The organism is Endozoicomonas sp. G2_2, from assembly GCF_017744135.1.
GTDB lineage: Bacteria > Pseudomonadota > Gammaproteobacteria > Nevskiales > Salinisphaeraceae > Salinisphaera.
Genome location: NZ_JAGHQU010000002.1, coordinates 267,326 through 294,065 on the forward strand (window position 1 = coordinate 267,326; position 26,740 = coordinate 294,065).

Consider the following 26,740-nt stretch of genomic DNA (forward strand, 5'->3'; position numbering starts at 1 on the left):
GGGTCTTATGCGATTTCGGGCTCGCCGATCAGCTCCAGCACGGCGGCGGTGAGGTGGGCTTCGGTCAGGCCGAAATGGCGATACAGATCGGCCGCCGGCGCCGACTCGCCGAAGCGGTCGACGCCCAGCACGCGCCCGCGCGGACCGACGTAATAGCGCCACAGCGCCGGGGTCCCCGCCTCGATGGCCACCCGTGCTCCGATGCCCGCCGGGAGCACCGATTCGCGGTAGGCGGCATCCTGGTTTTCGAACAGATCCAGGCAGGGCATGGAAACCACGCGAATCGCCCGCCCGTCGGCTGCCAGCGTTCGGGCGGCCGCAACCGCGATCGCGACCTCGGAGCCGGTGGCGATGATCAGCGCCTCGGGAGGCTGCGGCGGGTCATGCAGGACATACCCACCGCGAAGAACGTTCTCGACCGTGGGCACATCGCGTTGCAGATGGGGCAGATCCTGGCGGGACAGGGCGAGAGCGGTGGGGCCATCGGCGCGCTCGATGGCCGCCTTCCACGCCGCCACGGTTTCCACGTCGTCGGCCGGTCGCCAGACATGCAGGTTGGGAATTAGCCGCAGGCTCGACAGATGTTCCACCGCCTGGTGTGTCGGGCCGTCTTCGCCGAGCCCGATCGAATCGTGGGTATAGACCAGCACGGTGCGGGCGCGCATCAAGGCGGCCATGCGCACGGCATTGCGGGCGTAGTCGGAAAAGGTGAGAAAGGTGGCCGTGAACGGAATATGACCGCCGTGCAGCGCAAGGCCGTTGGCAATCGCGGTCATACCGAACTCGCGCACGCCGTAGTGCAGATAGTTGCCGCGATGTGTGGGGGCGCCGAATGCGGTATGGCCGCTCCAGTCGGTCCCGTTCGAGCCGGACAGATCGGCCGAACCACCGAACAACTCCGGCAGCCGCGGGGCGAAGAACTCGATTATCGCCTTCGAGGATTTGCGCGTGGCCGTATCGTGGCCTTCGACCTGGATGTGATGCAGGTGGCGCATCATGTCCCGTGCCCAGTCCCGCGGCAGGTCGCCCGCCTGGCGGCGCAGGAATTCGGCCGCCGCGTCGGGATGCCGGGCGGCGTAGCGTTCGAGGCGGCGTTGCCAATCCTGTTCCAGCGCCGCGCCGGTCTCGCGCTTGTCCCATGCGGCATAGATTTCATCGGGCACGGCGAAAGGCACGGGGTCGGTCCAGCCCAGTTGCCTGCGACTGGCCTTGATCTCGTCGGGCCCCAGGGCCGCGCCGTGTATGCCCGCCGTACCGTGTTTGTTCGGCGCGCCCCAGCCGATCACGGTCTGGCAGCAAATGAGGGTGGGGCGGCCCGTGTCGGCGCGTGCGGTATCGATAGCCTGCGCGATCGCGTCGGCATCATGGCCGTCGACATCGCGTACCACCTGCCAACCGTAGGCCTCGAAGCGACCGGCGGTGTCGTCGCTGAACCAACCGTCGACCGCGCCGTCGATCGATATGCCGTTGTCGTCGTAGAACACCACCAGCTTGCCCAGGCCGAGGTGCCCGGCCAGCGAACAGGCCTCGTGCGATACGCCTTCCATGAGGCAGCCGTCGCCGGCCAAGCACCAGGTCCAGTGATCCACGATATTGTCGCCGTCGCGGTTGAACTCCGCGGCGAGCGCGGTCTCGGCCAGCGCCATGCCGACCGCATTGGCCAGGCCCTGGCCGAGCGGCCCGGTCGTGGTTTCAACGCCCGGCGTTACGCCGTACTCGGGGTGGCCGGGCGTCTTCGAATGCAGCTGGCGAAAGTTGCGCAGTTCTTCCAGCGGCAGGTCGTAGCCGGTGAGATGGAGCAGGGCGTACTGGAGCATGCAGCCGTGGCCGTTGGACACGATCAAGCGGTCCCTGTCCGGCCAGTGCGGGTTGGCCGGGTTGAAACGCATGACATCGTTAACCAGCACTTCGGCAATATCCGCCATGCCCATCGGCATGCCGGGGTGGCCGGAGTTGGCCTGTTCGATGGCGTCCATGGCCAGAACGCGCAGCGCGTTGGCCAGCGTGCGTCGGGGCGGTCTCGCGGCGGCCGCCGGCCTGGGCTCGCCCGCTGTTTTCGAACGAGCGGATCGGTCGCTTGATCTCATCGCGCTGTCTCCTGGCTGTACGGGTCGCGCGCCCGACGCGCATCGCGGCTACGAGCGGTTCTGTGCCGCTCTTTTCGATCTCAATATGAGACAGGCAGGAAATAAGTAAAAATAAATCTTTGTTGGTTATCCGATAAACGAATCTAATGTCTCGGCACGTTGGATGGACAATCCCGGGGCTTTATTTCGATCACCGCGATTGACAATGGCTGTGCTAGGCTCGCTGCCATGATCGTTCGGAATGGCCGTTTCCAGCAGCTCATCGCCGTGCTGCTCGTAACGCTTGTGGCCGTCAGCGCCCAGGCGTGGGCGAGCCACGTCGATTGGCCTGCGCCCCAGGCCGGCGATCATGCCCACGTCGACGTTTCCGCGCTCGACGGCGCCGATGCGCATATCGACTCGGCCGAGACCACGCACAGCGACCACTGCTCGCATGGTGCCGCCCACCTGCTGGGCCTGCGTTCACACGCCGAAGATGTCGATTTCGCCGGGTCGGTGCCGCATCGCGCCGAGTGCGGCGACCGCTATACCAGTCTGGCGCACCCGCCCCTGATTGATCCGCCCATCGCCTGAACCGTCGTTCTCCGGCGCATCGCACCGCGACGCGTCGTTTTCGGATTCAACGCGATGAGGATCAATCATGTCCCTGCGTCATACGACGACAGGCACGACCGTCATCGGTCTGTGCCTGCTTTGGCTTGCGGCGCCCTGTGCTGCCGTAACCCAGATACCCCAACCACTCACGCTCGATGCGGCCCTGTCGTGGGCCGGCGAGTACAACCCCGGCGTGCGCGCCGCGCGTCGAGCTGTTACGTAGTTCTGGACCAAGTTCTATGCAGTGTTATAACTAAGCGGAAGACTGGTAGCGGACAACATCCTATTTGCCGCGTTCCAATTGGATCGATCAGCCTTATCGTACAAGACCATATGATTGATAGCGGCGCGACTAAATCGCCTAGTTGGGTTATGCACAATCCCATTCGGCTAGCTGGCGCTAGATATGTGCCAAGGCTTCGGTTGCCAGCCGGAACAGACATAGGCCGCCCCCCAGAAGAGGCTTTCGCATTCGAATTGCGTAAAGTGTCGCTTGATCGCCTCAGCGGGTCGCCGGTGAACAATATCGGAGGTTACGCCCGCCGGACGATTGAAGAAAACACCCAACTGCCCGAGCCATTTCGGCCACCGATCGGGCCATTGCAGTTCGAAGTTAGCAATACGTCCATGCGCCGGGAGCCCGGTAGCTATACACTCGATCAGGGTTTCGTAGCTGGCCACCGTTGAGAGCGCGAGCGTAGCCAATACGGCGTCTGCGTCATGGATCCGGTAGGTCGTCATGTCGGCCGCGACAAGCTCAACATTTAGCCAGCCCGCTCGTTCGACTCGCCGTCTGGCGACGCTTAGCATTTCAGGCGTCAGGTCTACGCCAATGATACGCCCGCGGGGACCCACCTTTTCGTGAAGGTGCTTGAAATTTAGACCCGTACCACACCCTAGATCCACCACTGTCTCGCCGGCTAGTAAGTGGAGGCGGGATACAGCCTGTCTACGGTAATGGTCGATTCGAAGACCGAACGCGCGATAGAACCACAGTCCACCGTCATAGAAAGGTGCCAAGCGAGCATAGCGTTGTCGAAATTCTTCTTTATTAAGAGCCATTGTAATGCGCCTCCTTCTGATACGTAGTGTGGTTCATAAAGCCGCAGTAACTTAGTCCTCCTAGGGTATTCGTCGCAGCTAGCAATCCAGCTAAACGGCCCGCGGGACGCAGCACACGTGTCGAAGGGCGAATTACAGCGGTAGATGTTTGGCTCGCATTATCAGTTCTGTGGTACGCTAAAAACTTATGCCGTTATCCTATGCCAATCTACAGCGACTTGTGGCGATAGTGCTCACAGTCATTGTGGCTTTAAGCGCCCAAGCGTGGGCGAGCCATGTAGATTGGCCGGCGTTCGACGGTGAGACGTACTCGCACGTAGAATCAACCGCCGTAGATAATGCCGATACTGGCGTTAGCGCGGACCATAATGACCACTGTAGCCATGCGTCCGCTCATTTAGTTGGGATACAAAGTGACGCGCCGGACATGGGGCTTCGTGGAATGTCGTCGCGTAACGGGCGTCATCGCGATCTCTATCGCAGCTTGGCCCACACCCCCTTAATCGATCCACCCATAGCCTGAATCTTCTTCGCCGGGCGCTGCTTCATTGCAGGCGCCTCTTCTATTGCGATGAGGATTCACAATGTATTTCCCCCGTTTTCTCCCGGGCAAAGCTGCCTGTGGACTTTGCATGCTATGGGTTTCGCTGTCCGCCTCCGCGGTCACGCAGATACCTCAACCTCTGACTCTCAACGCGGCCCTGAATTGGGCGAGCGAATATAATCCGACGCTGCGTTCGGCTCGTCTGCGTATTCAACGCCTCGGTGGCGAGGCTATTCACGCGGATGTCCCTGTCCCATCTAATCCGCGCTTGGAACTGGAAGCAGGCCAGCGCGATCAGCCGAACGGCTCAAGCACCGACATCGGTATCCAGCTCAGCCAAGAATTCTGGATAGCCGGCCAAGGCGGTCTACGCGCAGACGCTGCGACAAGTAGGTTGGGCGCCGCTCGAGCTGATTACGATTTCCTGGCAGCCACGACGACGGCACGCGTGCGTGCCGCGTTCCTTTCTGTCTTGGTCGCGGAGCAGGCAGTAAACACCGCCGAGCGCGTCGTTGATACCAACGAGCAGCTCGAGACTTATGCCAAGAAGCGTCTTAACGCAGGCGCGGGTACCCGAATCGAATCCAATGCGGCACGTCTTGGGTTGCAGCGAGCACGTGCGTTCGCCGCCGCGGCCCGGGATGCGGCGACCCAAACTCGACTTGAACTCAAGGACCTGCTTGCGATCGATCCCACGCGTCGGCTCGCCATTCAGGGAGATCTGAGTTTTGCGCTGCTCGATATGCCAAATCGTGATCGCTTGTTGGCGCGTGCCGTCGAGCGGCGCACGGACTTGCAGGCCGCTGCGTCGCGCGTGATTGCCGCACGGAAAGAATTGTCACTAGCCAATCGCGAAATCATACCGAACCTCACCGTGTTCGGTTTTTACCGCGAAGAAGCGGGTGGTCGTGACAAAGGCGGCTCGGATATTACTGGCGGCGGTATCGGTTTCGAGCTGCCGCTGCTGGATCGCTATGAAGGCGAGCGCCAGATTGCGACTGCGGAGCTAGCGCAGGCCCAGCTCGATCAGGACAACCTTCAGCGCGAGGTTCGACTTCAAGTGCTTTCGGCCATCAGCGCATATGACGCCGGACGAGAACGAGCAGATGCGTTGAGTGATGCGGTTTTGGAGGCCGCGGAGAGTTCTCTCGAACTCACCCGGCGCTCATTCGCAGCCGGCAAGGTCGGGGCAACCGCGATCACGTCTGCCCAGAACAACCTATTTGACGTGCGTCGCGATTATCTCGACGCGCTCGGAGCGCTGGTTACGGCCGGTACCGATCTCGAGCGCGCCACGGGTGGCTTGCTCGTGATGGACAGCCGCGGAGCATCGCAATGAACAAACATGAACTCATGAGTTATTTCCGAATTCCCACACTACTGCTCTTTGCCGCGCTCTTGCTGACGGGCTGTGATTCTTTCAGTGCCGGAGCCGACAATTCACGAACCAGCGAAACGTCCAGACAGCCAGCAGAACGCGGCGAACATAACGGCCATGACGAAGCCGGGCATGCCAGTGATGAACACGATGACGTCGAAAAAGGCGAACTTGGGTCTGACCACGCTGAAGGCGAAAGTGGCCATGACGGGCACGGGGAAGAAAATCCGGACAGCGTTAAGCTCAGCGCGGAGCAGTTTCAGCAACTCGACATCGCAATTGGCCAGGCCGAAAGCGGTACAGCGAGTGCGTCGATCCAAGCGCCAGCGACGCTACATTTCGACGCCGACCGCGTCGCTCGTGTGGGGCCGCGACTGCAAGCCAAGGTAGTCAAAGTAACGGCGGACCTTGGTGAAGCAGTATCGCGTGGTGAAACACTTGCAGTACTCGATAGTGTCGCCTTAGGCAAGGAAAAGGCGGCATATCTAACAGCGGCCGCGCGCTTTAACACGCGCCAGGCCGCCTACGCGAGAGACCGCAAATTGGCTGCGGATCAGATCGTGAGCGATTCGGATCTCGCTGAGTCTCGTGCCGCATACGAACAAGCAAAGGCGGAGCGACGTGCGAAGCGTGCCGAACTCAAGCTTTACGGCCTCGACAATGCGGCGGTCGATGCAATTCGCAGTGGTGGGGACGAGCCTTTGTCGCGACTTGAGTTGGTTGCGCCCCGCGACGGCGTTATCGCGAAACGCGATCTGGTTGCTGGCCAAACACTTGGTGCTAACGAAACACCGATCCATGTCGTCGATAACACACGGATGTGGTTGATGATCGATGCTGCGGAGCAAGCGCTGCCGTACTTAAAAAAAGGTCAGAAAGTGAGTTTCACGGTACGACCATTGCCGGATGAAAGCTTTATAGGGGTGATCGACTGGATCTCGCCCCAGCTCGACGAACAGGCCAGAACGGTGCGTGTGCGTGCCGTCGTCGAAAACCCTGATGGTTTGCTTAGAGCCGGCATGTTTGCCGATGCCGATATCGACGCCGGGGCGTCTAGCGGTAAGCGCTCACGTATAGCGCTTGTTCCCGTGGATGCAGTGCAACAAATCGGTGAGCGCGAAGGCGTGTTTCTGCCAGCTGGACCCGAGGGCGCTTACACGTTTCAACCGGTAAGCACCGGCTCAGAAAATCAAGGCCAGGTAGAAATCCGGCAGGGGATTCAAGCTGGCGACACCTTGGTTGTGCGCGGCGCATTCGATCTGAAAGCTGCGCTTACCGCCGGTGGCCGTAGCGCCGCACACAGCCACTAGGAGGGCGCCATGATTAACGCAATTATTCGCCTGGCGATGGCGAACCGGCTCATGGTGCTCGTCGCGGTTTTCGCGCTGGCAATCGGCGGCTATTTCTCGCTGCGTGCACTACCAGTGGATGCTTTCCCGGACGCGACGCCAGCTCTCGTACAGGTATATACCGCGAGCGAGGGGCTGTCGCCGGTGGACATTGAAACGTTGGTCTCCTATCCGATTGAGATCAGCATGTACGGATTGCCCGGTCTCGAAAAAGTACAGTCCACGTCCATTTTCGGGCTATCGCGGGTTGACGTCTACTTTGAAGACGGCACGGATATCTATTTTGCCCGACGGCTCGTGAACGAGCGGCTTTCGGAAGCCCGTCGCAACATCCCAAGTGGCCTAGGTGAGCCACAACTCGGTCCTATCACGACAGGACTTGGTCGGATTCTCATGTATACAGTCGAGAATGAGGGAGGCGCGGACTATTCGCTTACAGAAAGACGTACAGCCCAAGACTGGCTGATCAAACCACAGCTGCGTACGGTCGATGGTGTGACTGGCGTGCTCTCGATCGGTGGTTACGAAAAGCAGTATCAAGTCCGCCTGGACATGAGTGCGATGACGGCCCGCGGCTTGACGCCGGCCGACGTTCGCGAAGCGCTACAGCGCAACAACCGAAACGTCGGCGCTTCATTCATCGAGCGCGGCGGCGAGGAATACATTATCCGCGGGTATGGTTGGGTCTCTTCGGGCGAGCAGGGTTTGTCTGATCTGCGCAACACCCGAGTAGACACGCGCAATGATCAGCCGGTTTATATCCGAGATATCGCCGAAGTCAGCTACGGGCGAGCCATTCGACGTGGTGCAGAACTCGCCAACGGCGAAGAATCTGTTGGCGGTTACGTTCTCAAGCTGATCGGAACGGATACCCAGCGCGTCCTCGAGGATACGAATGCAAAGCTCGAGGAAATCAATAAGTCGTTGCCTAACGGTATGGTCGCCAAAGTCTACTACTCTCAGGCCGAGCTAGTAGACAAGGCGATCAATACGGTCGTCGAAGCGCTTTTAATTGGCGCCGTACTAGTCCTGATATTGCTGTACTTGTTCCTGGGCAACTTGAGATCGACACTCATTGTCGTGTCGAGCGTACCGCTGTCGCTACTTGTAGCATTCATTGCTATGCGCGTGTCCGGCTTGTCGGCGAACTTGATGAGCCTCGGCGGGTTGGCAATCGGCATTGGGATGATGGTCGACGGCTCGGTCGTCATGATCGAAAACATCTTCCGGCATTTTGAGGAACAGGACCTCAAGACCGCGAGCATGGCGGATTTGATTGGTGCCGCGGCTCGAGAAGTTGGGCGACCGATCGTTTTCGCGGTCGCCATCGTGATCATTGTCTTCCTTCCGTTGTTCACCCTGCAGGGCGTCGAGGGAAAACTCTTCTCGCCCATGGCTTACACGATTAGCTTCGCGTTGGCCGCAGCTCTGTTGCTATCCCTCACACTCGTACCCGTGCTGGCAATACTGGCATTCCGACGTGTTACCACGATGCGGGAGCCGCGGTTTGTGTCGTGGATGAAGGCCGGTTACCGCCCGATGCGCGACGCCGCGCTAAAAGCACCGATCGTTGTAGTAGGGACAGCGCTAATCTTATTCATTGCGAGTCTCGCTGTTTTTCCGCAATTGGGTACTGAGTTCATTCCGACCCTACGGGAAGGCACATTCATGGTTCGCTCCACACTGCCACCCGGGGCGAGCTTGGATTCCGCGATTGCGTACGGCAAGCGGATACAAGATACCGTCGGAGAATTCGACGAAGTTACCGGCGCCTATTCACGTATCGGTCGTGCTGAAGTCGGCGGCGATCCCGAACCGGTCAATGTGGTCGCAACGACCATCAACCTGAAACCCCTTGATGCCTGGCGAAGTGGGCGTTCTTACGAAGGTCTTCAGAACGCGATGTCCGAGCGCCTTCAAGCGCGCGTTCCCGGGTTGGCGAATAACTTTTCTCAGCCGATCCAGCTTAGAACCGATGAATTGCTCTCAGGCGTTCAAGCACAGCTCGTGGTCAGTATCTTCGGCGATGACCTCGACAAGTTAGCTGAGGTCGGCCAGCAGGTCGCCGAACTCGCGCGTAATACCACCGGTGCTGTGGATGTGCGTGTCCAGCAGCAGGGCGGCAAACAGCAGATCGTCATAAAGCCAGACCGCGAAGCCTTGTCGCGTTATGGAATTAGCGTGGACGACGTTTTGAACACCGTGTCCGTAGGGGTCGGGGGAGCTTCCGTCGGCCAGGTCTTCGACGGCGTGCGGCGGTTCGATATTTTCCTGCGGCTGCAGGCGAACCAACGTGAGCGGATCGATGCGATTCGAGACCTGAATCTTCGGACACCTGGCGGCGCGTTGATTCCGCTGTCACGAGTGGCGAACGTGGACGTCTATACCGGTCCCAAGCAGATATCACGATCGAACGCCAGTCGACGTCTGTATGTGCAGATGAACGTTCGCGGGCGGGACATGGGCGGCGTCGTAAACGATCTGCGTGCCGGTATCGATCGCGACATCGATATGCCGCCCGGTTATTTCGTTGACTTCGGCGGCCAGTTCGAGAACCAACAAAGGGCCATGAAGCGCCTTTATCTCGTCGTACCCGTCACGATGGCGCTGATCTTTTTGTTGCTCTACAGCGCATTCTCGAGTCTGCGCTATGCGGCGCTGATCTTTTTGAACGTTCCGTTCGCAATCATCGGCGGTATCTTCACGCTCTGGTTGTCGGGACTGTATCTATCCGTGCCCGCTGCTGTTGGCTTTATCGCGGTGTTCGGCGTAGCCGTTCAAAACGGGGTCGTGCTGGTTTCCTACATCAATCAGTTGCGTGATCACGGTATGGAGCTCGATGAGGCGGTAAGCACCGGCGCAGAACATCGGCTGCGCCCCGTACTCATGACCGCGCTGACAGCGATCCTGGGACTAATCCCGCTGCTCATGGCTAACGGTATCGGATCGAACGTGCAACGGCCGTTGGCCGCAGTCGTAATCGGCGGCCTCGTGACTTCAACGCTCCTGACGTTATTGGTATTGCCTGCCGTGTACCACTGGTTCGCCGAACCACGGCGCGAAGTCGAGCTGTGAGGAGGGGCTGATCATGGAGGTAACACCCACCCATATGGCGCAAGTCCCGCTCGACCAGGTGATTTCAGGGCAAGCGCCCTCGATTGATTCGCAGCGGAGTACTGCGAAGAATTCTCACGAATACATCGGCCGAGTGAATGGTGGTCTCGTTTGGAGCTACAGGCATAGTTTAGCGATCTATGCGCTAACTAAATATAAGCCCAATATCATAGGGGCCATTGGGTATAGGTCACTTGTTAGTCAGGGTGTTCCACGCTGCAGGCACCCAGAGTTTGCGGGTGAGCCACAAAACGAAGTCGCAAACGTTTGGAGGTGGTCGCGATGGTAGCGGCCAAATCCTTCGACCATCGGGTTTCGCGCCTGCGTGTGACGACCTCCGTGCTCGCATTGGCCGTGGCGCTGTTTCTAGTGACTACTGCCAATAACTCATTTTGGAGTGCGGCGGCAAGTGCGGCAGATATTTCCTGGCGGGGGAACTTTGGGTTTTTCGCCGCAATCTTCGTATTTCTTGTCGCCGCTTTCACTTTGGCTATCGCACCATTTGGCTTACGTTTTCTTTTTAAGCCGTTTATTTCCGTGTTACTCGTCCTGGCATCTGTTAATAGCTATTTCATGGATACCTACGGTGTTGTGATTGATGACGGAATGCTGCGCAACACGATACAAACCGACCCTAGGGAGGTTGACGGTTTATTGAGCCCGGTTTTGTTTTGGCATGTGTTATGGGCCGGAGTTTTGCCGGCGTTGGTTGTGTGGTGGGTTCCCGTGCGCTATGCGACTTTTCCTAGACAATTGGGTCGGCAAATATTGACGATGGCGCTAGCTTTAGCAGTAGCCGGGGCGGCACTTTATAGCCATTACAAAGAATTTTCACTAGTAGGGCGCGAAAATCGAAATTTACGTTATTTGATTAATCCGAGTTATTCCATTTACTCGGCTGGAAAGTTGCTGGCTGCCGAGTTAAGTGCCGGTGAGGCGGCACTTCGGCCATTGGGCCGCGACGCCTACCAACGACAGCATAGCTCACCCGGCGGCAAGCCAAGGCTCGTGGTTTTCGTTCTAGGGGAAACGGTGCGTGCTCATAACGCTACCTTGGAAGGTTATGAGCGAAGGACCATGCCGCTCATGGCCCAAGAAGAGATTGTCAAGTTTGACAGCGTATATTCCTGCGGCACTGCTACTGCAGTGTCTCTGCCCTGTATGTTCTCGCGCCAAAACCGCAGCAGTTATGACGAGTTCGTGTCGGATAACAGCGAGAATTTATTAGATGTCCTGAAACACGCCGGGGTACGTGTGCTATGGCGTGAAAACAACTCCGGCTGCAAGGGCGTTTGCGCCAGGGTAAAAACACAAAACACAGCTCAGATGGACGTGCCTAATTATTGCAATGAAGATGGCTGTTTTGACGAAATTTTATTGTATCGGCTGGATGAATCGCTAAACGAGCCCTCGAGAGACACTTTCATTGTGCTTCATCAACAGGGCAACCACGGGCCTGAATACTACAAACGGTACCCGCCTGAGTTTCGCAAATTCCAGCCTGAATGCCGTAGCAATCGCCCGCAGGATTGTAGCCGCCAAGAGCTGATAAACGCCTACGACAACGCCATTTTATATACCGACTTCGTGCTCTCTAGGGTTGTGAAGTTTCTAAAAAGGAACTCCGATCGCTATGCGAGCGCGATGATTTATATGTCCGACCATGGCGAGTCGCTTGGCGAGAGCGGCATTTACCTTCACGGCCTACCGTACTTAATAGCGCCGCATGAACAAACCCATGTGCCGCTGATGGTTTGGACCTCGTCTGATTTTAGGAAGGGGCGGGGACTCGAGCGCAAGTGCATGAGCCAAGTGAATGATCAAGAGTATAGCCAGGATAATTTGTTCGACACGGTTCTAGGTCTGTTCGCGGTACAGACACAGGTCTACCGGCCCGGACAAGACATCTTCGCAGCATGTCCGCCACCGCCTTGACAGGTCGGCAGGTTTGTTAGGAGTGCCACCCATGTCTGATGTGATTTCAGATCAGCATCCCCTGGCCGAGCGGCTGTTACGGCCCATACGGCGCTTCGCGGCGTATGGGCCATCCAGCGGCATTGTTCTGGTTATGGCTACTGCGCTCGCGGTGCTATGGGCCAACTCTGCGGGATCGTTATTACCGGGCTACGCAGACTTTTGGAACACTGAACTTTCTCTTCGTCTGGGCGATGTAGAGCTGTCACTTTCGCTCCACGAATGGATCGATGAGGCATTGATGGCGCTGTTCTTCTTTCACGTCAGTCTCGAGGTGAAGTACGAATTTCTCAGCGGTGCTCTGTCCACCCGAGACAAAGCGGTCCTGCCAGTGGTTGCGGCGCTAGGCGGCATGCTAGCGCCAGTCGCAGTTTTTCTGATTCTTAACCTACCGGCGGGGGATCCCGGGGGATGGGCCGTACCAATGGCGACAGATGTTGCGTTTGCTATTGCGCTTCTCACCCTACTAGGCAAACGGGTGCCCGCGAGCTGGCGGGCATTCCTACTGGCACTTGCGGTTATCGATGACGTCGGCACGGTTGCCGTGATAGCCCTGTTCTATTCGGCGAAGATCACCACTATCCCATTGCTCGTGGTGGCTTTCGGGCTAGCTCTCGTTTACGCGATGCGTCGTGCCGGGGTCCATGCATTTTTAGTTTATTGGTTGGTTGGCGCCGCAATCTGGCTCGCGATGGAGAAATCTGGCGTTCATCCGACCGTCGCGGGCGTCCTGCTCGGGTTCTTGACGCCGCTTTCCACGCCACGCCATACGCATTCATACAATGAACAAGCCGCTGAACGCATTCCACACCTATTACGCGAAGCCCCATCCTCAAAACGTCGACTCCTAGAAGAACTGGAACGCGTTAGGCGAGGCGCATTATCGCCGCTGAATATCCTGCAACATCGGCTAGAGCCGTGGGTGTTATTCCTGATCATGCCGGCCTTCGCGCTCGCCAATGCAGGGGTTGATCTGAGCGAAATTAGTCTCGCTGATAATGCCAGCCTTTGGGTTCTAGTCGGGAGCGGTGTCGGTCTGGTGGTTGGCAAGCCTCTTGGCATTGTAACGGCCGTACGTCTGGCGACCCTCTTGTCCCGAACAAAACTCCCGGATGGTCTCTCTTGGTCAGCTCTGACCGGTCTGGGGCTTCTCGCCGGCGTTGGTTTCACTATCGCTTTATTCTTGACCAGCCTTGCGTTTACAGATCCGGCGATCGCATCGGCCGCACGCGTTGGCATTTTGGCTGGCTCCTTAATCGCCGCATTGGCGGGGCTGGGATTACTTTGGTTGGTTTTACACAAGAATGATGAAAATTGGGTAGCGCAGAGCGAAGACGTCGCGTGAGCTGGAACGTGATGACCGAATGACAGAGCAATTACGGTCACTATTCGCGACGACGGCTGACCTCTGTCAACTAAAGTTACCAAAAGGAGACAGACGATGAAGGAAATCAAGGCTTACGTACGTGAAGTCATGCTCGAACAGGTGATTTCGGCGCTGGCTGATATTGACGACATACCCGGAATCGCGGTGGTGCATCTACGTGAATATGGCCACGTCCAGGACGGCAGCTTGAGGCGGGTCAAAATGGCCAAGCTCGAAATTGATGTGCCGGAGTCGCTTGCGACGACCGTCGTAGACGCGATATTGGCAAGCGCACGTACAGGCGACGGCCACCCCGGTGATGGAAAAGTCTTCATATCAGATTTGCGGGAGGCCATTCGTATAAGCGACGGGCAACGTAACGAAGGGGCGGTGCAAATTTCGTCGAAATCGGGAGGCCCAGATGAGTAAGCATGAGCACGGCGGTCATAGCCATGGCAATGCAGGTAGCACGAAACTGCTTATCATATCGCTGATATTTACGACTGCATACGCTGGCGTCGAGGTAGTCGGTGGTATTTGGGCCAACTCACTGGCCCTGATTGCCGATGCGGGCCATATGATCACCGACTCCTTATCTCTCGGAATCGGCGCTTTTGCAGCATGGCTAAGTCAGCGTCGCGCTTCAAAAACCCTTACGTATGGATATGCACGCGCTGAGGTTATAGGAGCGCTCGTCAACGTTCTGTTCATGCTGGGTATTGTGGTCTGGATTGTTTTTGCCGCATTTGAACGACTTGCGAATCCAGAGGAAGTTGGCGGAACGACCGTTATGGTTGTCGCTTTCATCGGCTTACTCGTAAATATCGCCGTCGCGTGGATTCTGATGCGGGGCGAAAAAAACATGAACGTGCGGGCCGCGTTGTTGCACGTAATGGGTGACTTGGCGGGTTCTGTAGCGGCGTTGCTGGCGGGCTTCATCGTTTACCTCACCGGCTGGCTGCCGATAGACCCGTTGCTTTCGTTATTAATCAGCCTTCTGATTGGTTTTGCGAGCATAAATATTTTACGCGACGTCATGCGAGTCCTTATGGAGGGCTCACCTAGCGATGTGGATATTGACGAGTTGAAGCAGTCCATGGGCGAGATTAGTGGTGTCGTTGAGGCGCACCATATTCACGTCTGGTCTCTATCGTCGAGTCGTCACGCCTTATCGGCACAAATCAAACTTGATGAGATAGGTGAATGGGATGCGGTCCTACCGCGACTACAGGCCCTGCTGGGTCGGCGCTTCGGCATTCAGCACAGCACGTTACAGCCGGAATCTGGCTCGCGCAGCATCCTTGAAAATCGCGGCAAGAACGTTGATGGGAACGGTTCATCATGCTCAGGCAAGCTTTAAGAACTACATCGACGCTCTTACTTTTTGTATTTATGTTGACCCCAGTTTTATCTCGCGCTCAAGAACCTGAAATCACGGTCAGTAGCAAAGCTTATAAGAGACAGTTCAAAACCATGCTCCAGCGCGCCGAGGAGGGCGATGCGAACGCCCAGAATTCCGTTGGCGGTGCCTTTGCCATGGGCGACGGTGTCGTAGAGGATGATGAGGCCGCGTATCGTTGGTTGCGCAAAGCGGCAGAACAAGGCCACGCTGCGGCTCAATACAATCTATTCCTCTTGTCGACTCAGAAGAGGGATTCGGAGAATACGCTCGAAGCCCCAGTCAAATGGTTACAAAGGGCCGCCAATCAAGGTGTCCTTCAAGCGCAATTTCGTCTCGCAGAGTTTTACCGACAAAGCCGTGTTAAGCACAAAAAACGGCGGGAGCGCGCGGCCATGTATTACGCCATGGCCGCTAAACAAGGTCACGCGTCTGCGCAATTTTATTTGGGCTGGTGCTACGACAAGGGTGTTGGGGTCACTCAGAATGAGTCGAAAGCGGCGCGGTGGTACTTGAAAGCTGCGAAAAAGGGGCAGGTCGATGCCCAAGTGAATCTAGCCGTAAACTATATCGACGGTCGAGGGGTCCAGAAAAGCCAAGCGCAAGCACGGAGATGGTTTTTGCGGGCAGCGCAACAAAATTCTGCGATCGCACAATATAACCTCGGCAAACTGTCTCAGGCTCGTGCGAGTTCACGGGGTAACATCATCGAGGCATATGTCTGGACATCGTTGGCAGCCGAACAAGGACTTGGTGCGGCGATTCGCGAACGCGAGCTTCTCCGGAGTTTGATATCACCTTCACAATTGAGCCGAGCACAAGCGCGCGTTCGACGTTGGAGTAAGATTAATTCCGACAACGCTCAATTTGACCTTCAGCTGGAAAGCCGGCGTAGTTTTCCGGTCACTGAACCAATATCGGGGCTCGAAGCGCTGTTGCCTAAAAAGGGCAAAGCTGACAGCCAGCGATAGCGCGAGAGCGGAAAAAATTGATTTTTTAATCCGATAAAATCTGGGATGGGCCCCCACGGATTTCTTAAGATGGGCTGTTACACATGCCGAACCAAGTTCGGTGGTTTCAGACACCCTAAGCGCATGAAGGCGCTCTATCTGAGCACACTCGTTTTAAGCACCCGTTGGCCGAGTCGATGCTCGAGGCCGAAGGTACGCACGAGCTGGTGCGGTGCATTCGCTTGTGTGGACGTTGCGAACGAAGTTCCCTGGCCGTCGTTGCGATGAGTCGTTGCAACGAGTGCAAGCGCGCTTCGAAACCGGCAGGCTTTGATCACCGCGCGCGATTACGTGCCGAAATTCCGCGCCTGCCACGGCGCTACCTTAAGGACGACCGGGAAGATGATCTATCTCAACCGTCAGCACTCCGGCTACGTCGTCAATCAAAAGCGTGTCGAACGACACTATTCCGAGCAACGTCTAACGTACCGATCTTTGGTCAATAGTCGTTTTTCGCATCTAACTACTACGCGTGGAAGGCCGCAAAGACGGCCATTCGAGTCTTTGGACTCTTCGTAAAATATTATTCAACCGAAGTATGGCTACAGCGGCGATGGTCTTTACTGCCGTGTTCGGTGTCGCGGTACAGAACGGCGTGGTGATGGTGTCCTATATCAACCAGCTGCGACAGCAGGGCACGTCTATGGCCGACGCGGTGCGTATCGGCGCCGAGCATCGCCTGCGCCCGGTCCTGATGACCGCGCTGACCGCGGTCCTCGGGCTGATTCCGCTGCTGCTTGCCGACGGCATCGGCTCCAACGTGCAGCGGCCGCTCGCGGCGGTGGTGATCGGCGGGCTCATGACTTCGACGCTGCTCACACTCATCGTGCTGCCCAGCGTCTATCGCTGGTTCGCCGAACCGGACGCGCCGGCGCACCGAGCCTGAGCGATATGCCCGGCGCCGCGTTGCGCCGGGCATACACGACTGTCGTAAGATCGAAAGACCGGGCACTCGCGCGCTGCCGCGATGTCTACTCCCGAAACCGATCTCAACCGACGGCCCCGCCATGACTGCCATTTTTCGCGCTACCGTACTCGCGCTCGGCGTGACGAGCATGGTCTATTCCATCAATGCGTCCGCGGCGCCGGCCTATAGCACCGATGTGGCGCGCGCCATGCAGGCGGGCGACTACGGCGAGGCGCGATCACTGCTTCGCGAGCGTGCCGAAGACGGCGATCCCGAAGCACAGCTCAACCTCGGCGTGCTGCTGGCCGCCGGACGCGGGGCGGCGCCGAACCTGCAGGAGGCGGCGCGCTGGTATCGCGAAGCCGCGGAACAGGGCAACGCCGCAGCCCAGAACAATCTCGGCCAGGCCTATCTGCAAGGCCAGGGCGTCGGCATGCAGCCCGACACCGCTGCACGCTGGTTTCGCGCGGCCGCACAACAGGGCGATGCCGGCGCGCAATACAACCTTGGCACCCTGTATGCCCAGGGCCGCGGCGTGACCCGCGACATGGCCCAGGCGGTCGACTGGTGGCGCAAGGCGGCCGAACAGGGCGTGATCGCGGCCCAGTACAACATGGGCGCCGCCAGCGCCGATGGTGTGGGCACGAAACAAAGCGACGCCGCGGCGGTTTACTGGTTTGCCAGTGCGGCCCAGGCGGGCAATACACGTGCCCGACAGGCCCTGGACGATCTTCTGCCCGGACTGCCGACCAAACAGGTGGCGGCGAGCAACGCGCGGGTGCGGGGTGAGGGCAACACCAGCGCCGAGGTCATCACGACGGTGGATGCGCCGCAACGTCTTCCGGTACTCGGACACACGCGCGACGGCTGGACGATGATCTATCTCGCCGACCGGGGACGACTGGGCTGGATCGCCGACAGCCTGCTCAGCGAGCAGGCCAGCGCGCGCTAGACGCCGGCTCTAGCGCTGCGGGCGTGCCTCGAACCGCGCCAGCGGGTCGCCCTGGCGGTCGAACAGCGTGAGCATGTCGTCGTCGACCCGTGCGGTGGTCGTGCGCTCCAGGGCGTGCATGAGCGCTTCTTCCTGTGCCATGGCGTTGGCACAGTAGCGGCGTGTGCTGGCAAGCGAATCGAAGCGCAGATTCTCGCCGCCACCACTGTAGGCGCCGTTGAGCCGGTTGCAGCCGGCAAACCCCTCGACCCGCTGGCTGTCGCCGTGCATCAGCAGGTAGGCATCGCGACGCATGGCGTCACGATCGACCGCCTGCTGGCCGACCTCGACCAGCTGCCATTCGGTGTCGGCCAGGCGGACGAAGTCGGGCGTACCCGCGCAGGCGCCGAGCACCAGCGTGACGAACACCGCAGAGCAGAAAAGACGGATAGCGTGCATGAGGCCTCGCATTGGGCGTAGTTGAAACCGGTCCGCCCCCAAGCGTAGCGGTCACGCGGGCTCGATTGCACGCAATCGGCCGTCGCAACGCGTCCGGGCGTACCCGCATGGCGTAGAATCGCGCGGCATTTCGCAGCGCCGTTTTCCGTCTTGATCGATTCCGCTTCAACCCATGCCAGTACCGGCGCCCTGCGCCGCCAGCTGTTCGCCCAGACCTGGCCGATGGCGATCGGCGTCATGTCGCTGCTCGGGTTTCAGCTCGTCGACTCGGCGTTCGTGGCGCGCCTGGGTACGGTAGCGCTCGCGGCGCAGTCGTTCACGTTTCCGATCACGTTTCTCATGATCGGCGTGCAGGTGGGTCTGGGCATCGCCATCGCCGCGCTCATTTCGCGGGCGATCGGTGCCGGTGAAGAGCAGCGCGCGCGCCGGTTGGGCAGCCTCGTGCTTTTCGGCGGTGCCGCGGCCATCGGCGTGCTCGCGATCCTGCTGTGGCTGTTCCATGTGCCGCTGTTTCGCCAGCTGGGCGCCGAGGGCGAGGCACTCGAGCTGATCGGCGAGTACTGGCCGGTCCAGCTGCTCGCGAACTGGTTTGCCGCGCTGCTGTATTTCGGCTACACGCTGTTTCGCGCGCACAACAACACGCGGCTACCGGGTTTGCTGATGGTCGTGACCAGCGCGCTCAATCTGGTCTTCGATCCGCTGCTCATCTTCGGCGTCGGCGGTTGGACGGGGCTCGGGCTGCCGGGCGCGGCGTGGGCGACCACGCTGGCCTTCACGATCGGCTTGATGCTGGTGGGCTGGCGGTTGTCGCAGCGAAACTGGCTCAGCCTGACGGGCCTACCCGGCGAGGCGCGCCGGTCGACCGGCGCGTTTGCGGTGATTGCCGGGCCCGCCATGCTCAGCCAGCTCATGCCGGCGCTGTCTGCCATGACCGCCACGGCGCTGATCGCGTCGCTGGGCGAACAGGCGGTGGCCGCCTGGGGCCTGGCCAGTCGGCTCGAGACCGTGTCGCTCATGCTGGTGCTTGGGCTGACCATGTCCTTGCCGCCCTGGCTGGGTCATTGCTACGGGGCGGGCAACTGGCCGCGTATTCGCGCGCTCATGTCGATTGCCTTTCAGGCGGTCATCGTCTGGCAGCTGCTGCTCGGTGTCGTGATGGCGCTGGCGGCGCCGTGGGTCGCGCAGGCGCTTGCCAGCGACGAGGCCGTTCGCTCCGGTCTGACCTGGCTGATGCGCGCCATGCTGCCCAGCTACGCGTTTCTGGGCCTGTGCATGCTCGTGGTTTCCGCATCGAACGCGCTGGGCTGGCCGTTGCGCGCGATGATGATCTCCTTCGCACGGTTGTTTGTGTGTTATCTGCCGTGTATCGCGCTCGGCGTACTCGCAGGCGAGATGGCCTGGGTGGGTCTTGGCGCCGCACTGGGCAATGCACTGGCCGGTACGATGGCCTGGCTGGCATTTCGCCGCAGCATGGCCGGGGTACCGGTTCGGGCGGTCGCGCGCTAGCTGCTGGAAATCTTGCGTGCGCCATAGAAGGCACCGATAGGGGCATAGGTCGGCATTATCGTCGACGGCGTTAATCGACCCAATGCATCTCGCAAGTGGTTGATTCATAGACATGCGTAAAATTGTTGCAGCGCAGCGATTGAAAAGCGCACGCGAGGTCCAATCTCTCTTTCCAAGCATTTTTTCGTTTTTTCATTTGCCTTGAAAGGGAGACTTTCATGTCCACGCATCATCTGAACCGCAAGAATGCGTTCGTCGTCGCGGTGCTTGCCTTCGCCGGGTTTGCCGGCCCGGCCGTCGCTGCCGACAACGTCCAGAGCCATCAGGACAACGTCACGCCGTTGTCGGCCTCGCAGTCCGCCATGCTTCGCCATGGCGCCCGGGCCGACGCGAACGTCGCCGCGGCCGATCCGGCCCACGAAAACGTACCGGCGACCCGCAGCCAGATCGAAGTTCTGGATCTGGGCCATGTGCGCCACGCGCGCATGACGCTGGCCAGCCAGTAAAAGACGGCGGCCCATGCATGCGCAGGGCCGACGACCCGAAAGGCTCGGCTTGCGCCGGGCCTTTTTTATGCGCGACGTCCGACGAGGCCGGCGCCATGACCGCGCCGCGGATACTCATGGGTTGCCGGCTTCGGTCGATTGCGCGACATTGAAATCTCATACGAAGCGATCGTGCAGATCGCCATACAAGAGAGGAGACATATGTGTAACCGATTCAACCTGTGGCTGGGTGCCGGTTTCGGCGTGGCCCTGCTGGGCTGTGCGTTCGCGTTGCCGGCGGTGGCCGCGGATCACGACGAAAAAGCCGCCGACACCACCATGCCCACGACCGAACACCAGGCAGAGCAGATGCGCAATGTCCCGAACGGCGCCGAAGGCACGTCGACCGGTGAACAGGTGCCGCAGTCCGACGGCATGCCGGCGACCAAGACGCAGACCGAGGAACTCAGGGAAAGCGACAAGATGTCTCGGGACAAGGACATGAAGGCTTCGGATTCCGACTCCTGACACCGTCCTGACGCGCCACTGCGATATCCACGCAATGCCCGGCTTTGGCCGGGCATTTTCTTGGCCGGTGCATCGCGGCGCGCACCGCAGCCAGTAGGCTGTATGCCGATGAACGTAAATCACGCCCGGAACCGGACTACCGACGAAACCATGCCCCATACGCTGCCGCGGCGCCATGCCAGCCGTTTGCGCCACTACTGGCGCACGCGGGGCTGGGCGTGCCACGACAATATCGATCTGGACCTCTTGCGCTGGGGGCTGATCGACGAACTGGCCAACGCCGACGTGGCCAGCCGTTTTCTGGTCACCGCCCGCGGGCGCGACGCGTTGGGCGATGCCGTGGTGCGCAATCGACATGCCCGCAGCCGCCATGCGCAGGTTACCGACGGTGTGGCGCGCCACCTGAGCGGTGAAGGACGGCTCGTATTCACCGAGCTGGTGGTTCATACCGAAGACGACACCTCGCTCGCGCCGCGCTGGGCGCTGTGCAAGCCGGACGTGTTCTCGCTCTCGCGCAGCCTGCGGCCGGACCATCTCGCGCCCCAGGTGCACGAAATCAAGGTCGGCCGCGCTGATCTGCTTGGCGAACTGCGTTCCGGAAAAACGCGTCGTTATCGTGAGCTGGCCGCAGAAATCTACTTCGTTCTGGTTGAAGGCATTGCGAAAGTCGAGGAGATCCCGGCGGAGTACGGTGTGGTGACCTGGCGTGACCCGGCCGGCTACACGCTCGAACGTTGCGCGCCCCGACACGACTACCGTCTCGAAACACGCCACTGGATGGCCATGGCCCGTGCACGGCCATTTCAGGCCGAGGACGACTCGCTTCAGATGTCGTTCTGATCGACACTGGGCTTATGCGGATAGCGAAATCGACGGCCGGTACGCCGTACCGACAGGGCGGCGTTGCGTGAGTCGCGCGGCCGACTGGACCCAACGGCTGCTGGATTCGCGGTACGGGCTGGCATGGCTGGGCGTACTGTCCGCGTTGGAGACCACGATCCTGCCGATTCCCATCGAGTTGATCATGGTGCCGTACATGCTGGCGCGCCCGCGCCGGCTATGGCTGATCGCGGCCGTCACGCTGCTTGGCTGCATGGTCGGTTCGTTGCTGGGCTATGCGGTCGGGTTCTTTCTGTTCGATTCGGTCGGCCAGCCGCTGCTCGCGTGGCTCGACGCCGGTGAGGCCTACGACAGCTTCGAACAGAAATTTTCCGACAACGGGTTTCTCGCGATTCTCGCGATCGGCGTTACGCCGGTGCCGTTCCAGGTCGCATTGCTGGCGGCCGGTATCGCCGGCTACACGTTGCCGTTGTTCCTCGCCGCGGTCGGCATGGCGCGCGGGCTGCGCTATTTCGGTCTTGCGCTGCTGGTATGGCTGGTCGGCGAACGGGCCCTGGCGTTATGGCGCCGTCATGCCCTGGCTACGGGCCTGGGTGTGCTCCTGTTCATCGGCGCGGTGTTCGCCGCGATGCGGTGGATGGGCGCATGACCCGGCCCGTCGAGGCGACGGGCCGAGCGCCGATGCCGGTTATTGTTCGCCGGTAATCTGCATGCGCACCGTGGTAAGCCCCGCGCGATAGACGTTGGTGATCACGCCCCGGGCGTCTTCGTCGGACGTACCTTCAGCCGCATCGAATTGGCCCCGCCACGTGAGGCGCGACGTGTCCTCGCCCTCGGCGGAAACGCTGATGGTCGACGCGTAGTGTGCAACCGGCAGCACGCCGTCCACGATGCGGTAGCTGTACTGCATGCCGTCGTCGTCCCAGTCGGTGAGCTTTTCGTTGATCGCGCCGCCGTCGTCCGCGAGCATGAGGTGACGCACGGCACCGGGCGTGTTGTTCTCGCCTTCGCTGATCTCGCTCGATGCCACTGCCGGATGCCAGTTCTCCAGCCCGTCGAAATCGCGCACCACCGCCCAGACGTCGGCCGCCGGGGCGGCGATCGTCTTGCTCTCGGTCACGGTGATCGTGCCGGCTGCCATCTTGTCGCTGCCGTCTTCGTGGTGGGCCGCGAAGGCGGGTGCTGCGAGCAGGGTAGCTAGCACGACGCCTGCGGCGAGGCCATACGTCGATGTTGGCCGGATATGATTGTTCATGGCATCTCCTCGTTCTTGTTGGTTTTCGCCGTGCGCAATCGCACCGCTCACCACCAACTTATAGCGTGTCGGGCGCCAGGCCAAGCACGGTCAACGGGTCGCGGGTGCTGAGCGACCCCGCTTTGACGTAAAGTGAGCGCAATCTCGAGTGTGTTCTACGGAGTCTCCATCCATGGCCGCGATGCCTGTTCGAATCGACAAACGCCTGCCGGGCCTGTTGCTGGTGCTTATCCTGCTGGTCTCGCTGACCGGCTGCGGCATCAACAACATTCCGACTTACGACGAGCAGGTGAAGGCCGCCTGGGCACAGGTGGAAAATCAGTACCAGCGGCGTGCCGACCTGGTGCCGAACCTGGTGGAAACAGTGAAGGGTTTCGCCCAGCAGGAGCGCGAAACGCTCACGGCCGTCACCGAGGCGCGCTCCAAGGCCACGTCGATCCAGGTCGACGAGAGCATCCTCGACAACCCGGAGAAGCTCCAGCAGTTCCAGCAGGCCCAGGGCGAGCTGTCGAGCGCGCTGAGCCGTCTGATGGCGGTTTCCGAACGCTATCCCGATTTGAAATCGAACCAGAACTTCCTCGCGCTGCAATCCCAGCTCGAAGGCACGGAGAATCGCATCGCGGTCGCCCGGCGCGATTTCATACAGGCCGTCCAGCGTTACAACACGGAGCTGCGCACCTTTCCGGGCCGTATCTGGCACTCGCTGATGTATAGCGACATGGAGCCGCACGCCAACTTCGAAGCGACGGCCGAAAACGCAGAACAGGCACCCCAGGTCCAGTTCTGATGCCGGCGGTTCGCGCGCACGTCGCCCGGAGCGGGCTGGCGCTCCTTCTGTTGCTGATGGCGACGGCAGCCTGGGCCGCGCCGTCGTTCCCGGAGCTCAGCGGGCGGGTGGTCGACGAGGCCGGCATGATCGACGCCTCCGACCGGCAGCGACTCACCGACATGCTGGCCGCGCATGAACAGGACAGCGGCGAGCAGGTCGTGGTCGTGACGCTGCCCGAGCTCGGTGGCGAGACCATTGAGGAATACGGCTACCAGCTCGGTCGGCACTGGGGCATCGGTGAAGCCGATGAAGACACCGGTGCGCTGCTGATCATCGCCAAGGCCGAGCGCAAGATTCGTATCGAAGTGGGCTACGGGCTGGAAGGTCGACTCACGGACGCGCAATCGTCGGTGATCATCGATCGGATCATCACGCCCGCATTTCGCCAGGGCGCGTTCAGTCAGGGGATCGTCGAAGGCACGGCCGCGATGGTGCAGGTGCTCGGCGGCGATCCGCTGGCCGAGCCGCAACAGCGAACACGAGGCGACGGCGGCGAGCCTTCGATTCTGCGCAGCCTTGGCTTCTTCGTGCTCATGGTTGTCATCATCGGCCTGTTCGGCAGCGGTGGCGGCGGCGGTCGTGGCGGGCGCCGGCGGCGCGGCCTCTGGGGCGTGCCGATCATGATGGGCGGCGGCTTCGGCGGTGGCAGCAGTGGCGGTTTCGGCGGCGGCGGATTTTCCGGCGGCGGTGGCGGTTTCGGTGGCGGTGGCGCCTCCGGCGGCTGGTGAAAGAGACGACAATGACGCTACTCAAGAACAACGAACGCCAGCAGGTCACCGACGCGATCGCCGCAGTGGAACGGCATACCGACGCCGAGCTGGTGACCGTGCTCGCGGAACGTGCCGACGATTACGCCTATATTCCGCTGCTGTGGGCCGGGCTTATTTCACTTCTCATCCCCGGCGCGCTGCTGTTTTTCACCGCGGCGATCCCTGCGACCACGCTGTTGCTCGTACAGTGGAGTTTTTTCGTGGTCCTGGCGCTGGTCTTTCGATTGCCTGGTGTCACGACCCGATTGGTGCCGAAATCGGTACGCCATTGGCGGGCAGCCAATCTGGCACGCCGACAGTTTCTGGAACAGAACCTGCACCACACCCGAGATGCCACCGGGCTGCTGATCTTCGTCTCGGAAGCCGAACGCTATGTCGAGATCATTGCCGATCGGGGCATCTCGCAACATGTGCAGGACAGCGAATGGCAGGCGATCGTCGAAGCGTTCACCCGCCAGGTGCGCAGCGGCGATACGCTGGCCGGCTTTCTGGAATGCATCGACGCCTGCGGCGACAAACTGCATCGCGCGGTGCCCGCTACCCACGAACGCAACGAGCTGCCGAATCATCTGGTGATCCTCGCCTAGCGGTCGTCATGCCGTGTCGGCGTGGCGATGCAGCCCCCGCGCGACGAAATTGCTAGACTAGGCCGCTTTTCTGCGAGCAGTGCAGGGGGCGATATGGATAACAACAAGCCGCTGGTCGGCGTGATCATGGGCAGCACCTCCGACTGGGATACCATGCAGGTCGCCCACGAGGTGCTCGACGAGTTCGAGGTGGCCCACGAGTGCCGTGTCGTATCGGCCCACCGCACGCCGGATGTCATGCGCGATTACGCGCATACGGCGGCCGAACGCGGTCTGGAAGTCATCATCGCCGGCGCGGGCGGCGCGGCCCATCTGCCCGGCATGGTGGCGGCCCAGACCGTGGTGCCGGTGCTGGGCGTGCCGGTCAAGAGTCGCGCCCTAAACGGTCTGGATTCGCTGCTGTCCATCGTGCAGATGCCGGGCGGGGTGCCCACCGCGACCTTCGCCATCGGCAATTCCGGCGCACGCAACGCCGCGCTTTTCGCGGTTTCGATGCTCGCCAACAGCCGCCCCGAACTGCGTGCCGCTCTGGCAGATTTTCGCCAGCGCCAGGCCGACAAGGTCCAGAACGACGAGTTGCCCCTATGAGTCGACCCATTCTTCCCGGTGCCACGGTCGGTGTGCTCGGCAGCGGCCAGCTGGGCCGCATGTTTGCCATTGCCGCCCGCCGCATGGGCTATCGCGTGCATACGTTTTCCCCCGGCGACGACACGCCGATGGGCCAGGTCGCCGATCGCGAGGCCGTGGGCGATTACAACGATCTCGACGCGGTTGCGGAGTTCGCCAGCCGCGTCGATGTGGTCACCTTCGAATTCGAGAACGTGCCGTTCGATGCCGCGCTTACGGCATCGGAACACGTGCCGGTACGTCCACGTGGCGAGGTGCTGCATACGGCCCAGCATCGCCAGCGCGAGAAGGATTTTCTCGCCGGGGCGGGTTTCCCGACCGCGCCGTTCGAGCATGTGCCGGATTTTGCCACGCTTGAGAATGCACTGGCGCGTATCGGCACGCCGGCCGTGCTCAAGACGGCCGGCTTCGGCTACGACGGCAAGGGTCAGGCCGTCATTCACGATAGCGGCGAGGCCGAGGCCGCGTGGCAGGCGATCGGCGCGGGCGAGGCCGTGCTCGAGGGCTTCGTGGATTTCGAGCGGGAGATTTCGGTCGTGGCGGCGCGCGGCTGTGACGGCGAGTTCGCGCATTACGGTGTGACCGAAAACCGGCATCGCGATCATATTCTCGACGTGTCCATCCCCGACCCGGATATCGATCCGCGGATCGCCGAGCAGGCGGTCGAGATCGCGCAGGGCGTGCTCGAGGCGCTCGATGTCGTGGGCGTGCTCTGTGTCGAGTTCTTTCTGAAGACCGACGGCAGCCTCGTGATCAACGAGCTGGCGCCGCGGCCGCACAACTCCGGCCATTTCAGCTTCGATGCCTGTGTGACCAGCCAGTTCGAACAACAGCTGCGTGCCGTGTGCGCATTGCCGCTGGGGGACACCCGCCGCCTGCGCCCCTCGGCCATGGTGAACCTGCTGGGCGATCTCTGGGCCGACGGCATGCCCGACTGGCGTGCGGCGCTGGCCGACCCGGCGCTCAAGCTCCATCTCTACGGCAAGGCGGCGGCCCGCCCGGGCCGCAAGATGGGTCACATGACGGCGTTCGGCGACGATGGCGAAGACGCGGCGCGCCATGCGATCGCCGCCCGGGACGTGCTGGTCGCAGGGCGCGGTCGGACGTAGAAAACGGCCGCCGCCCTCAAGGCGGCGACC

At 60.6% G+C, this 26,740-nt stretch carries 26 protein-coding genes; 22 read left to right on the forward strand and 4 right to left on the reverse strand.

The features are described 5' to 3' along the window. Nucleotides 1-5: 5 nt before the first annotated feature. Nucleotides 6-2,087 (reverse strand): transketolase, encoded by a 2,082-nt coding sequence (tkt, locus tag J7355_RS03450; RefSeq protein ID WP_209059961.1) that lies wholly within the window; start codon nt 2,085-2,087, stop codon nt 6-8. 228 nt (nt 2,088-2,315) lie between these two features. Here tkt and J7355_RS03455 point away from each other — a divergent pair, with 228 nt between their 5' ends. Beyond that, entirely contained in the window at nt 2,316-2,660 is a 345-nt protein-coding gene (locus J7355_RS03455) for a hypothetical protein (RefSeq protein ID WP_209059963.1), read from the forward strand. 67 nt (nt 2,661-2,727) lie between these two features. Then, nucleotides 2,728-2,904 (forward strand): hypothetical protein, encoded by a 177-nt coding sequence (locus J7355_RS03460; RefSeq protein ID WP_209059965.1) that lies wholly within the window; start codon nt 2,728-2,730, stop codon nt 2,902-2,904. Nucleotides 2,905-3,071: 167 nt separating this feature from the next. Here the strand turns inward: J7355_RS03460 and J7355_RS03465 are convergent, their stop codons facing one another. Then, nucleotides 3,072-3,743 (reverse strand): class I SAM-dependent methyltransferase, encoded by a 672-nt coding sequence (locus J7355_RS03465; RefSeq protein WP_209059967.1) that lies wholly within the window; start codon nt 3,741-3,743, stop codon nt 3,072-3,074. Nucleotides 3,744-4,375: 632 nt separating this feature from the next. On the opposite strand from J7355_RS03465, the gene J7355_RS03470 reads away from it, so the two are divergent. The 10 genes from J7355_RS03470 (at nt 4,376) to J7355_RS03515 (ending at nt 17,736) form a co-directional block, all read left to right on the forward strand. Beyond that, a complete protein-coding gene (locus J7355_RS03470; protein WP_247739762.1) occupies nt 4,376-5,626 on the forward strand; it encodes a TolC family protein in 1,251 nt (416 codons plus the stop codon). After that, entirely contained in the window at nt 5,623-6,975 is a 1,353-nt protein-coding gene (locus J7355_RS03475; protein WP_209059970.1) for an efflux RND transporter periplasmic adaptor subunit, read from the forward strand. The genes J7355_RS03470 and J7355_RS03475 overlap by 4 nt, the downstream gene beginning before the upstream one ends. 9 nt (nt 6,976-6,984) lie before the next feature. Further along, a complete protein-coding gene (locus J7355_RS03480) occupies nt 6,985-10,089 on the forward strand; it encodes a CusA/CzcA family heavy metal efflux RND transporter (RefSeq protein ID WP_209059972.1) in 3,105 nt (1,034 codons plus the stop codon). 321 nt (nt 10,090-10,410) lie between these two features. Further along, nucleotides 10,411-12,063: a phosphoethanolamine--lipid A transferase gene (locus J7355_RS03485; RefSeq protein ID WP_209059974.1), complete on the forward strand. Its 1,653-nt coding sequence runs from the start codon at nt 10,411-10,413 to the stop codon at nt 12,061-12,063. 31 nt (nt 12,064-12,094) lie between these two features. After that, nucleotides 12,095-13,447, forward strand: a complete 1,353-nt coding sequence (nhaA, locus tag J7355_RS03490) for a Na+/H+ antiporter NhaA (RefSeq protein ID WP_209059976.1) — start codon at nt 12,095-12,097, stop codon at nt 13,445-13,447. A gap of 96 nt (nt 13,448-13,543) precedes the next feature. Continuing rightward, nucleotides 13,544-13,897 (forward strand): P-II family nitrogen regulator, encoded by a 354-nt coding sequence (locus tag J7355_RS03495; RefSeq protein WP_209059978.1) that lies wholly within the window; start codon nt 13,544-13,546, stop codon nt 13,895-13,897. After that, a complete protein-coding gene (locus J7355_RS03500; RefSeq protein ID WP_209059979.1) occupies nt 13,890-14,828 on the forward strand; it encodes a cation diffusion facilitator family transporter in 939 nt (312 codons plus the stop codon). Before J7355_RS03495 ends, J7355_RS03500 begins: the two co-directional genes overlap by 8 nt. Continuing rightward, nucleotides 14,810-15,838, forward strand: coding sequence for a tetratricopeptide repeat protein (locus J7355_RS03505; RefSeq protein WP_021031956.1), 1,029 nt, complete (start codon nt 14,810-14,812; stop codon nt 15,836-15,838). The genes J7355_RS03500 and J7355_RS03505 overlap by 19 nt, the downstream gene beginning before the upstream one ends. Before the next feature lie 577 nt (nt 15,839-16,415). Next, nucleotides 16,416-16,763: an efflux RND transporter permease subunit gene (locus J7355_RS03510; RefSeq protein ID WP_209059980.1), complete on the forward strand. Its 348-nt coding sequence runs from the start codon at nt 16,416-16,418 to the stop codon at nt 16,761-16,763. Between the two features lie 121 nt (nt 16,764-16,884). Continuing rightward, entirely contained in the window at nt 16,885-17,736 is an 852-nt protein-coding gene (locus J7355_RS03515) for an SH3 domain-containing protein (RefSeq protein WP_209059981.1), read from the forward strand. A 9-nt stretch (nt 17,737-17,745) separates the two neighbouring features. Here the strand turns inward: J7355_RS03515 and J7355_RS03520 are convergent, their stop codons facing one another. After that, nucleotides 17,746-18,174: an META domain-containing protein gene (locus J7355_RS03520; protein WP_209059982.1), complete on the reverse strand. Its 429-nt coding sequence runs from the start codon at nt 18,172-18,174 to the stop codon at nt 17,746-17,748. 222 nt (nt 18,175-18,396) lie between these two features. Here J7355_RS03520 and J7355_RS03525 point away from each other — a divergent pair, with 222 nt between their 5' ends. The 5 genes from J7355_RS03525 (at nt 18,397) to J7355_RS03545 (ending at nt 22,182) form a co-directional block, all read left to right on the forward strand. Further along, nucleotides 18,397-19,680: an MATE family efflux transporter gene (locus J7355_RS03525; RefSeq protein ID WP_209060169.1), complete on the forward strand. Its 1,284-nt coding sequence runs from the start codon at nt 18,397-18,399 to the stop codon at nt 19,678-19,680. A 218-nt stretch (nt 19,681-19,898) separates the two neighbouring features. Then, nucleotides 19,899-20,186, forward strand: coding sequence for a hypothetical protein (locus J7355_RS03530; protein WP_209059983.1), 288 nt, complete (start codon nt 19,899-19,901; stop codon nt 20,184-20,186). Between the two features lie 201 nt (nt 20,187-20,387). Continuing rightward, a complete protein-coding gene (locus tag J7355_RS03535; RefSeq protein WP_209059984.1) occupies nt 20,388-20,693 on the forward strand; it encodes a hypothetical protein in 306 nt (101 codons plus the stop codon). Nucleotides 20,694-20,843: 150 nt separating this feature from the next. Continuing rightward, nucleotides 20,844-21,533, forward strand: coding sequence for a hypothetical protein (locus J7355_RS03540; RefSeq protein ID WP_209059985.1), 690 nt, complete (start codon nt 20,844-20,846; stop codon nt 21,531-21,533). A gap of 67 nt (nt 21,534-21,600) precedes the next feature. Further along, nucleotides 21,601-22,182: a VTT domain-containing protein gene (locus tag J7355_RS03545; RefSeq protein WP_209059986.1), complete on the forward strand. Its 582-nt coding sequence runs from the start codon at nt 21,601-21,603 to the stop codon at nt 22,180-22,182. A 39-nt stretch (nt 22,183-22,221) separates the two neighbouring features. Here the strand turns inward: J7355_RS03545 and J7355_RS03550 are convergent, their stop codons facing one another. Then, the gene (locus J7355_RS03550) at nt 22,222-22,788 is read right to left on the reverse strand and encodes an SRPBCC family protein (RefSeq protein WP_209059987.1); all 567 of its coding nucleotides are present in this window, start codon (nt 22,786-22,788) and stop codon (nt 22,222-22,224) included. 172 nt (nt 22,789-22,960) lie between these two features. On the opposite strand from J7355_RS03550, the gene J7355_RS03555 reads away from it, so the two are divergent. From J7355_RS03555 to J7355_RS03575, 5 genes are all read left to right on the forward strand, one after another. Beyond that, nucleotides 22,961-23,575, forward strand: a complete 615-nt coding sequence (locus J7355_RS03555) for a LemA family protein (RefSeq protein ID WP_209059988.1) — start codon at nt 22,961-22,963, stop codon at nt 23,573-23,575. Next, a complete protein-coding gene (locus J7355_RS03560; protein WP_209059989.1) occupies nt 23,575-24,345 on the forward strand; it encodes a TPM domain-containing protein in 771 nt (256 codons plus the stop codon). Before J7355_RS03555 ends, J7355_RS03560 begins: the two co-directional genes overlap by 1 nt. An 11-nt stretch (nt 24,346-24,356) precedes the next feature. Continuing rightward, on the forward strand, nt 24,357-24,974 hold the full coding sequence (locus tag J7355_RS03565) for a TPM domain-containing protein (protein WP_209059991.1): 618 nt from the start codon (nt 24,357-24,359) through the stop codon (nt 24,972-24,974). Nucleotides 24,975-25,067: 93 nt separating this feature from the next. Continuing rightward, nucleotides 25,068-25,562 carry a 5-(carboxyamino)imidazole ribonucleotide mutase gene (gene purE, locus J7355_RS03570; RefSeq protein WP_209059993.1) on the forward strand — a complete coding sequence of 165 codons (495 nt, stop codon included), beginning with the start codon at nt 25,068-25,070 and terminating at the stop codon, nt 25,560-25,562. After that, nucleotides 25,559-26,710, forward strand: coding sequence for a 5-(carboxyamino)imidazole ribonucleotide synthase (locus tag J7355_RS03575; protein WP_209059996.1), 1,152 nt, complete (start codon nt 25,559-25,561; stop codon nt 26,708-26,710). The genes purE and J7355_RS03575 overlap by 4 nt, the downstream gene beginning before the upstream one ends. Nucleotides 26,711-26,740 lie beyond the last annotated feature (30 nt).

Excerpts from the sequence above, each read along its gene's own strand:
- J7355_RS03510 (WP_209059980.1), top strand. The coding sequence starts at position 16,416 with ATGGCTACAGCGGCGATGGTCTTTACTGCCGTGTTCGGTGTCGCGGTA.
- J7355_RS03525 (WP_209060169.1), top strand. The coding sequence starts at position 18,397 with ATGGCGATCGGCGTCATGTCGCTGCTCGGGTTTCAGCTCGTCGACTCG.
- J7355_RS03535 (WP_209059984.1), top strand. The coding sequence starts at position 20,388 with ATGTGTAACCGATTCAACCTGTGGCTGGGTGCCGGTTTCGGCGTGGCC.
- tkt (WP_209059961.1), bottom strand. The coding sequence starts at position 2,087 with ATGAGATCAAGCGACCGATCCGCTCGTTCGAAAACAGCGGGCGAGCCC.
- J7355_RS03550 (WP_209059987.1), bottom strand. The coding sequence starts at position 22,788 with ATGAACAATCATATCCGGCCAACATCGACGTATGGCCTCGCCGCAGGC.
- J7355_RS03565 (WP_209059991.1), top strand. The coding sequence starts at position 24,357 with ATGACGCTACTCAAGAACAACGAACGCCAGCAGGTCACCGACGCGATC.
- J7355_RS03500 (WP_209059979.1), top strand. The coding sequence starts at position 13,890 with ATGAGTAAGCATGAGCACGGCGGTCATAGCCATGGCAATGCAGGTAGC.
- J7355_RS03480 (WP_209059972.1), top strand. The coding sequence starts at position 6,985 with ATGATTAACGCAATTATTCGCCTGGCGATGGCGAACCGGCTCATGGTG.
- J7355_RS03495 (WP_209059978.1), top strand. The coding sequence starts at position 13,544 with ATGAAGGAAATCAAGGCTTACGTACGTGAAGTCATGCTCGAACAGGTG.
- J7355_RS03515 (WP_209059981.1), top strand. The coding sequence starts at position 16,885 with ATGACTGCCATTTTTCGCGCTACCGTACTCGCGCTCGGCGTGACGAGC.
- J7355_RS03520 (WP_209059982.1), bottom strand. The coding sequence starts at position 18,174 with ATGCACGCTATCCGTCTTTTCTGCTCTGCGGTGTTCGTCACGCTGGTG.
- J7355_RS03455 (WP_209059963.1), top strand. The coding sequence starts at position 2,316 with ATGATCGTTCGGAATGGCCGTTTCCAGCAGCTCATCGCCGTGCTGCTC.
- J7355_RS03465 (WP_209059967.1), bottom strand. The coding sequence starts at position 3,743 with ATGGCTCTTAATAAAGAAGAATTTCGACAACGCTATGCTCGCTTGGCA.
- J7355_RS03530 (WP_209059983.1), top strand. The coding sequence starts at position 19,899 with ATGTCCACGCATCATCTGAACCGCAAGAATGCGTTCGTCGTCGCGGTG.
- purE (WP_209059993.1), top strand. The coding sequence starts at position 25,068 with ATGGATAACAACAAGCCGCTGGTCGGCGTGATCATGGGCAGCACCTCC.
- J7355_RS03505 (WP_021031956.1), top strand. The coding sequence starts at position 14,810 with ATGCTCAGGCAAGCTTTAAGAACTACATCGACGCTCTTACTTTTTGTA.
- J7355_RS03470 (WP_247739762.1), top strand. The coding sequence starts at position 4,376 with ATGCTATGGGTTTCGCTGTCCGCCTCCGCGGTCACGCAGATACCTCAA.
- J7355_RS03485 (WP_209059974.1), top strand. The coding sequence starts at position 10,411 with ATGGTAGCGGCCAAATCCTTCGACCATCGGGTTTCGCGCCTGCGTGTG.
- J7355_RS03475 (WP_209059970.1), top strand. The coding sequence starts at position 5,623 with ATGAACAAACATGAACTCATGAGTTATTTCCGAATTCCCACACTACTG.
- J7355_RS03555 (WP_209059988.1), top strand. The coding sequence starts at position 22,961 with ATGGCCGCGATGCCTGTTCGAATCGACAAACGCCTGCCGGGCCTGTTG.
- J7355_RS03460 (WP_209059965.1), top strand. The coding sequence starts at position 2,728 with ATGTCCCTGCGTCATACGACGACAGGCACGACCGTCATCGGTCTGTGC.
- J7355_RS03575 (WP_209059996.1), top strand. The coding sequence starts at position 25,559 with ATGAGTCGACCCATTCTTCCCGGTGCCACGGTCGGTGTGCTCGGCAGC.
- J7355_RS03560 (WP_209059989.1), top strand. The coding sequence starts at position 23,575 with ATGCCGGCGGTTCGCGCGCACGTCGCCCGGAGCGGGCTGGCGCTCCTT.
- J7355_RS03540 (WP_209059985.1), top strand. The coding sequence starts at position 20,844 with ATGCCCCATACGCTGCCGCGGCGCCATGCCAGCCGTTTGCGCCACTAC.
- nhaA (WP_209059976.1), top strand. The coding sequence starts at position 12,095 with ATGTCTGATGTGATTTCAGATCAGCATCCCCTGGCCGAGCGGCTGTTA.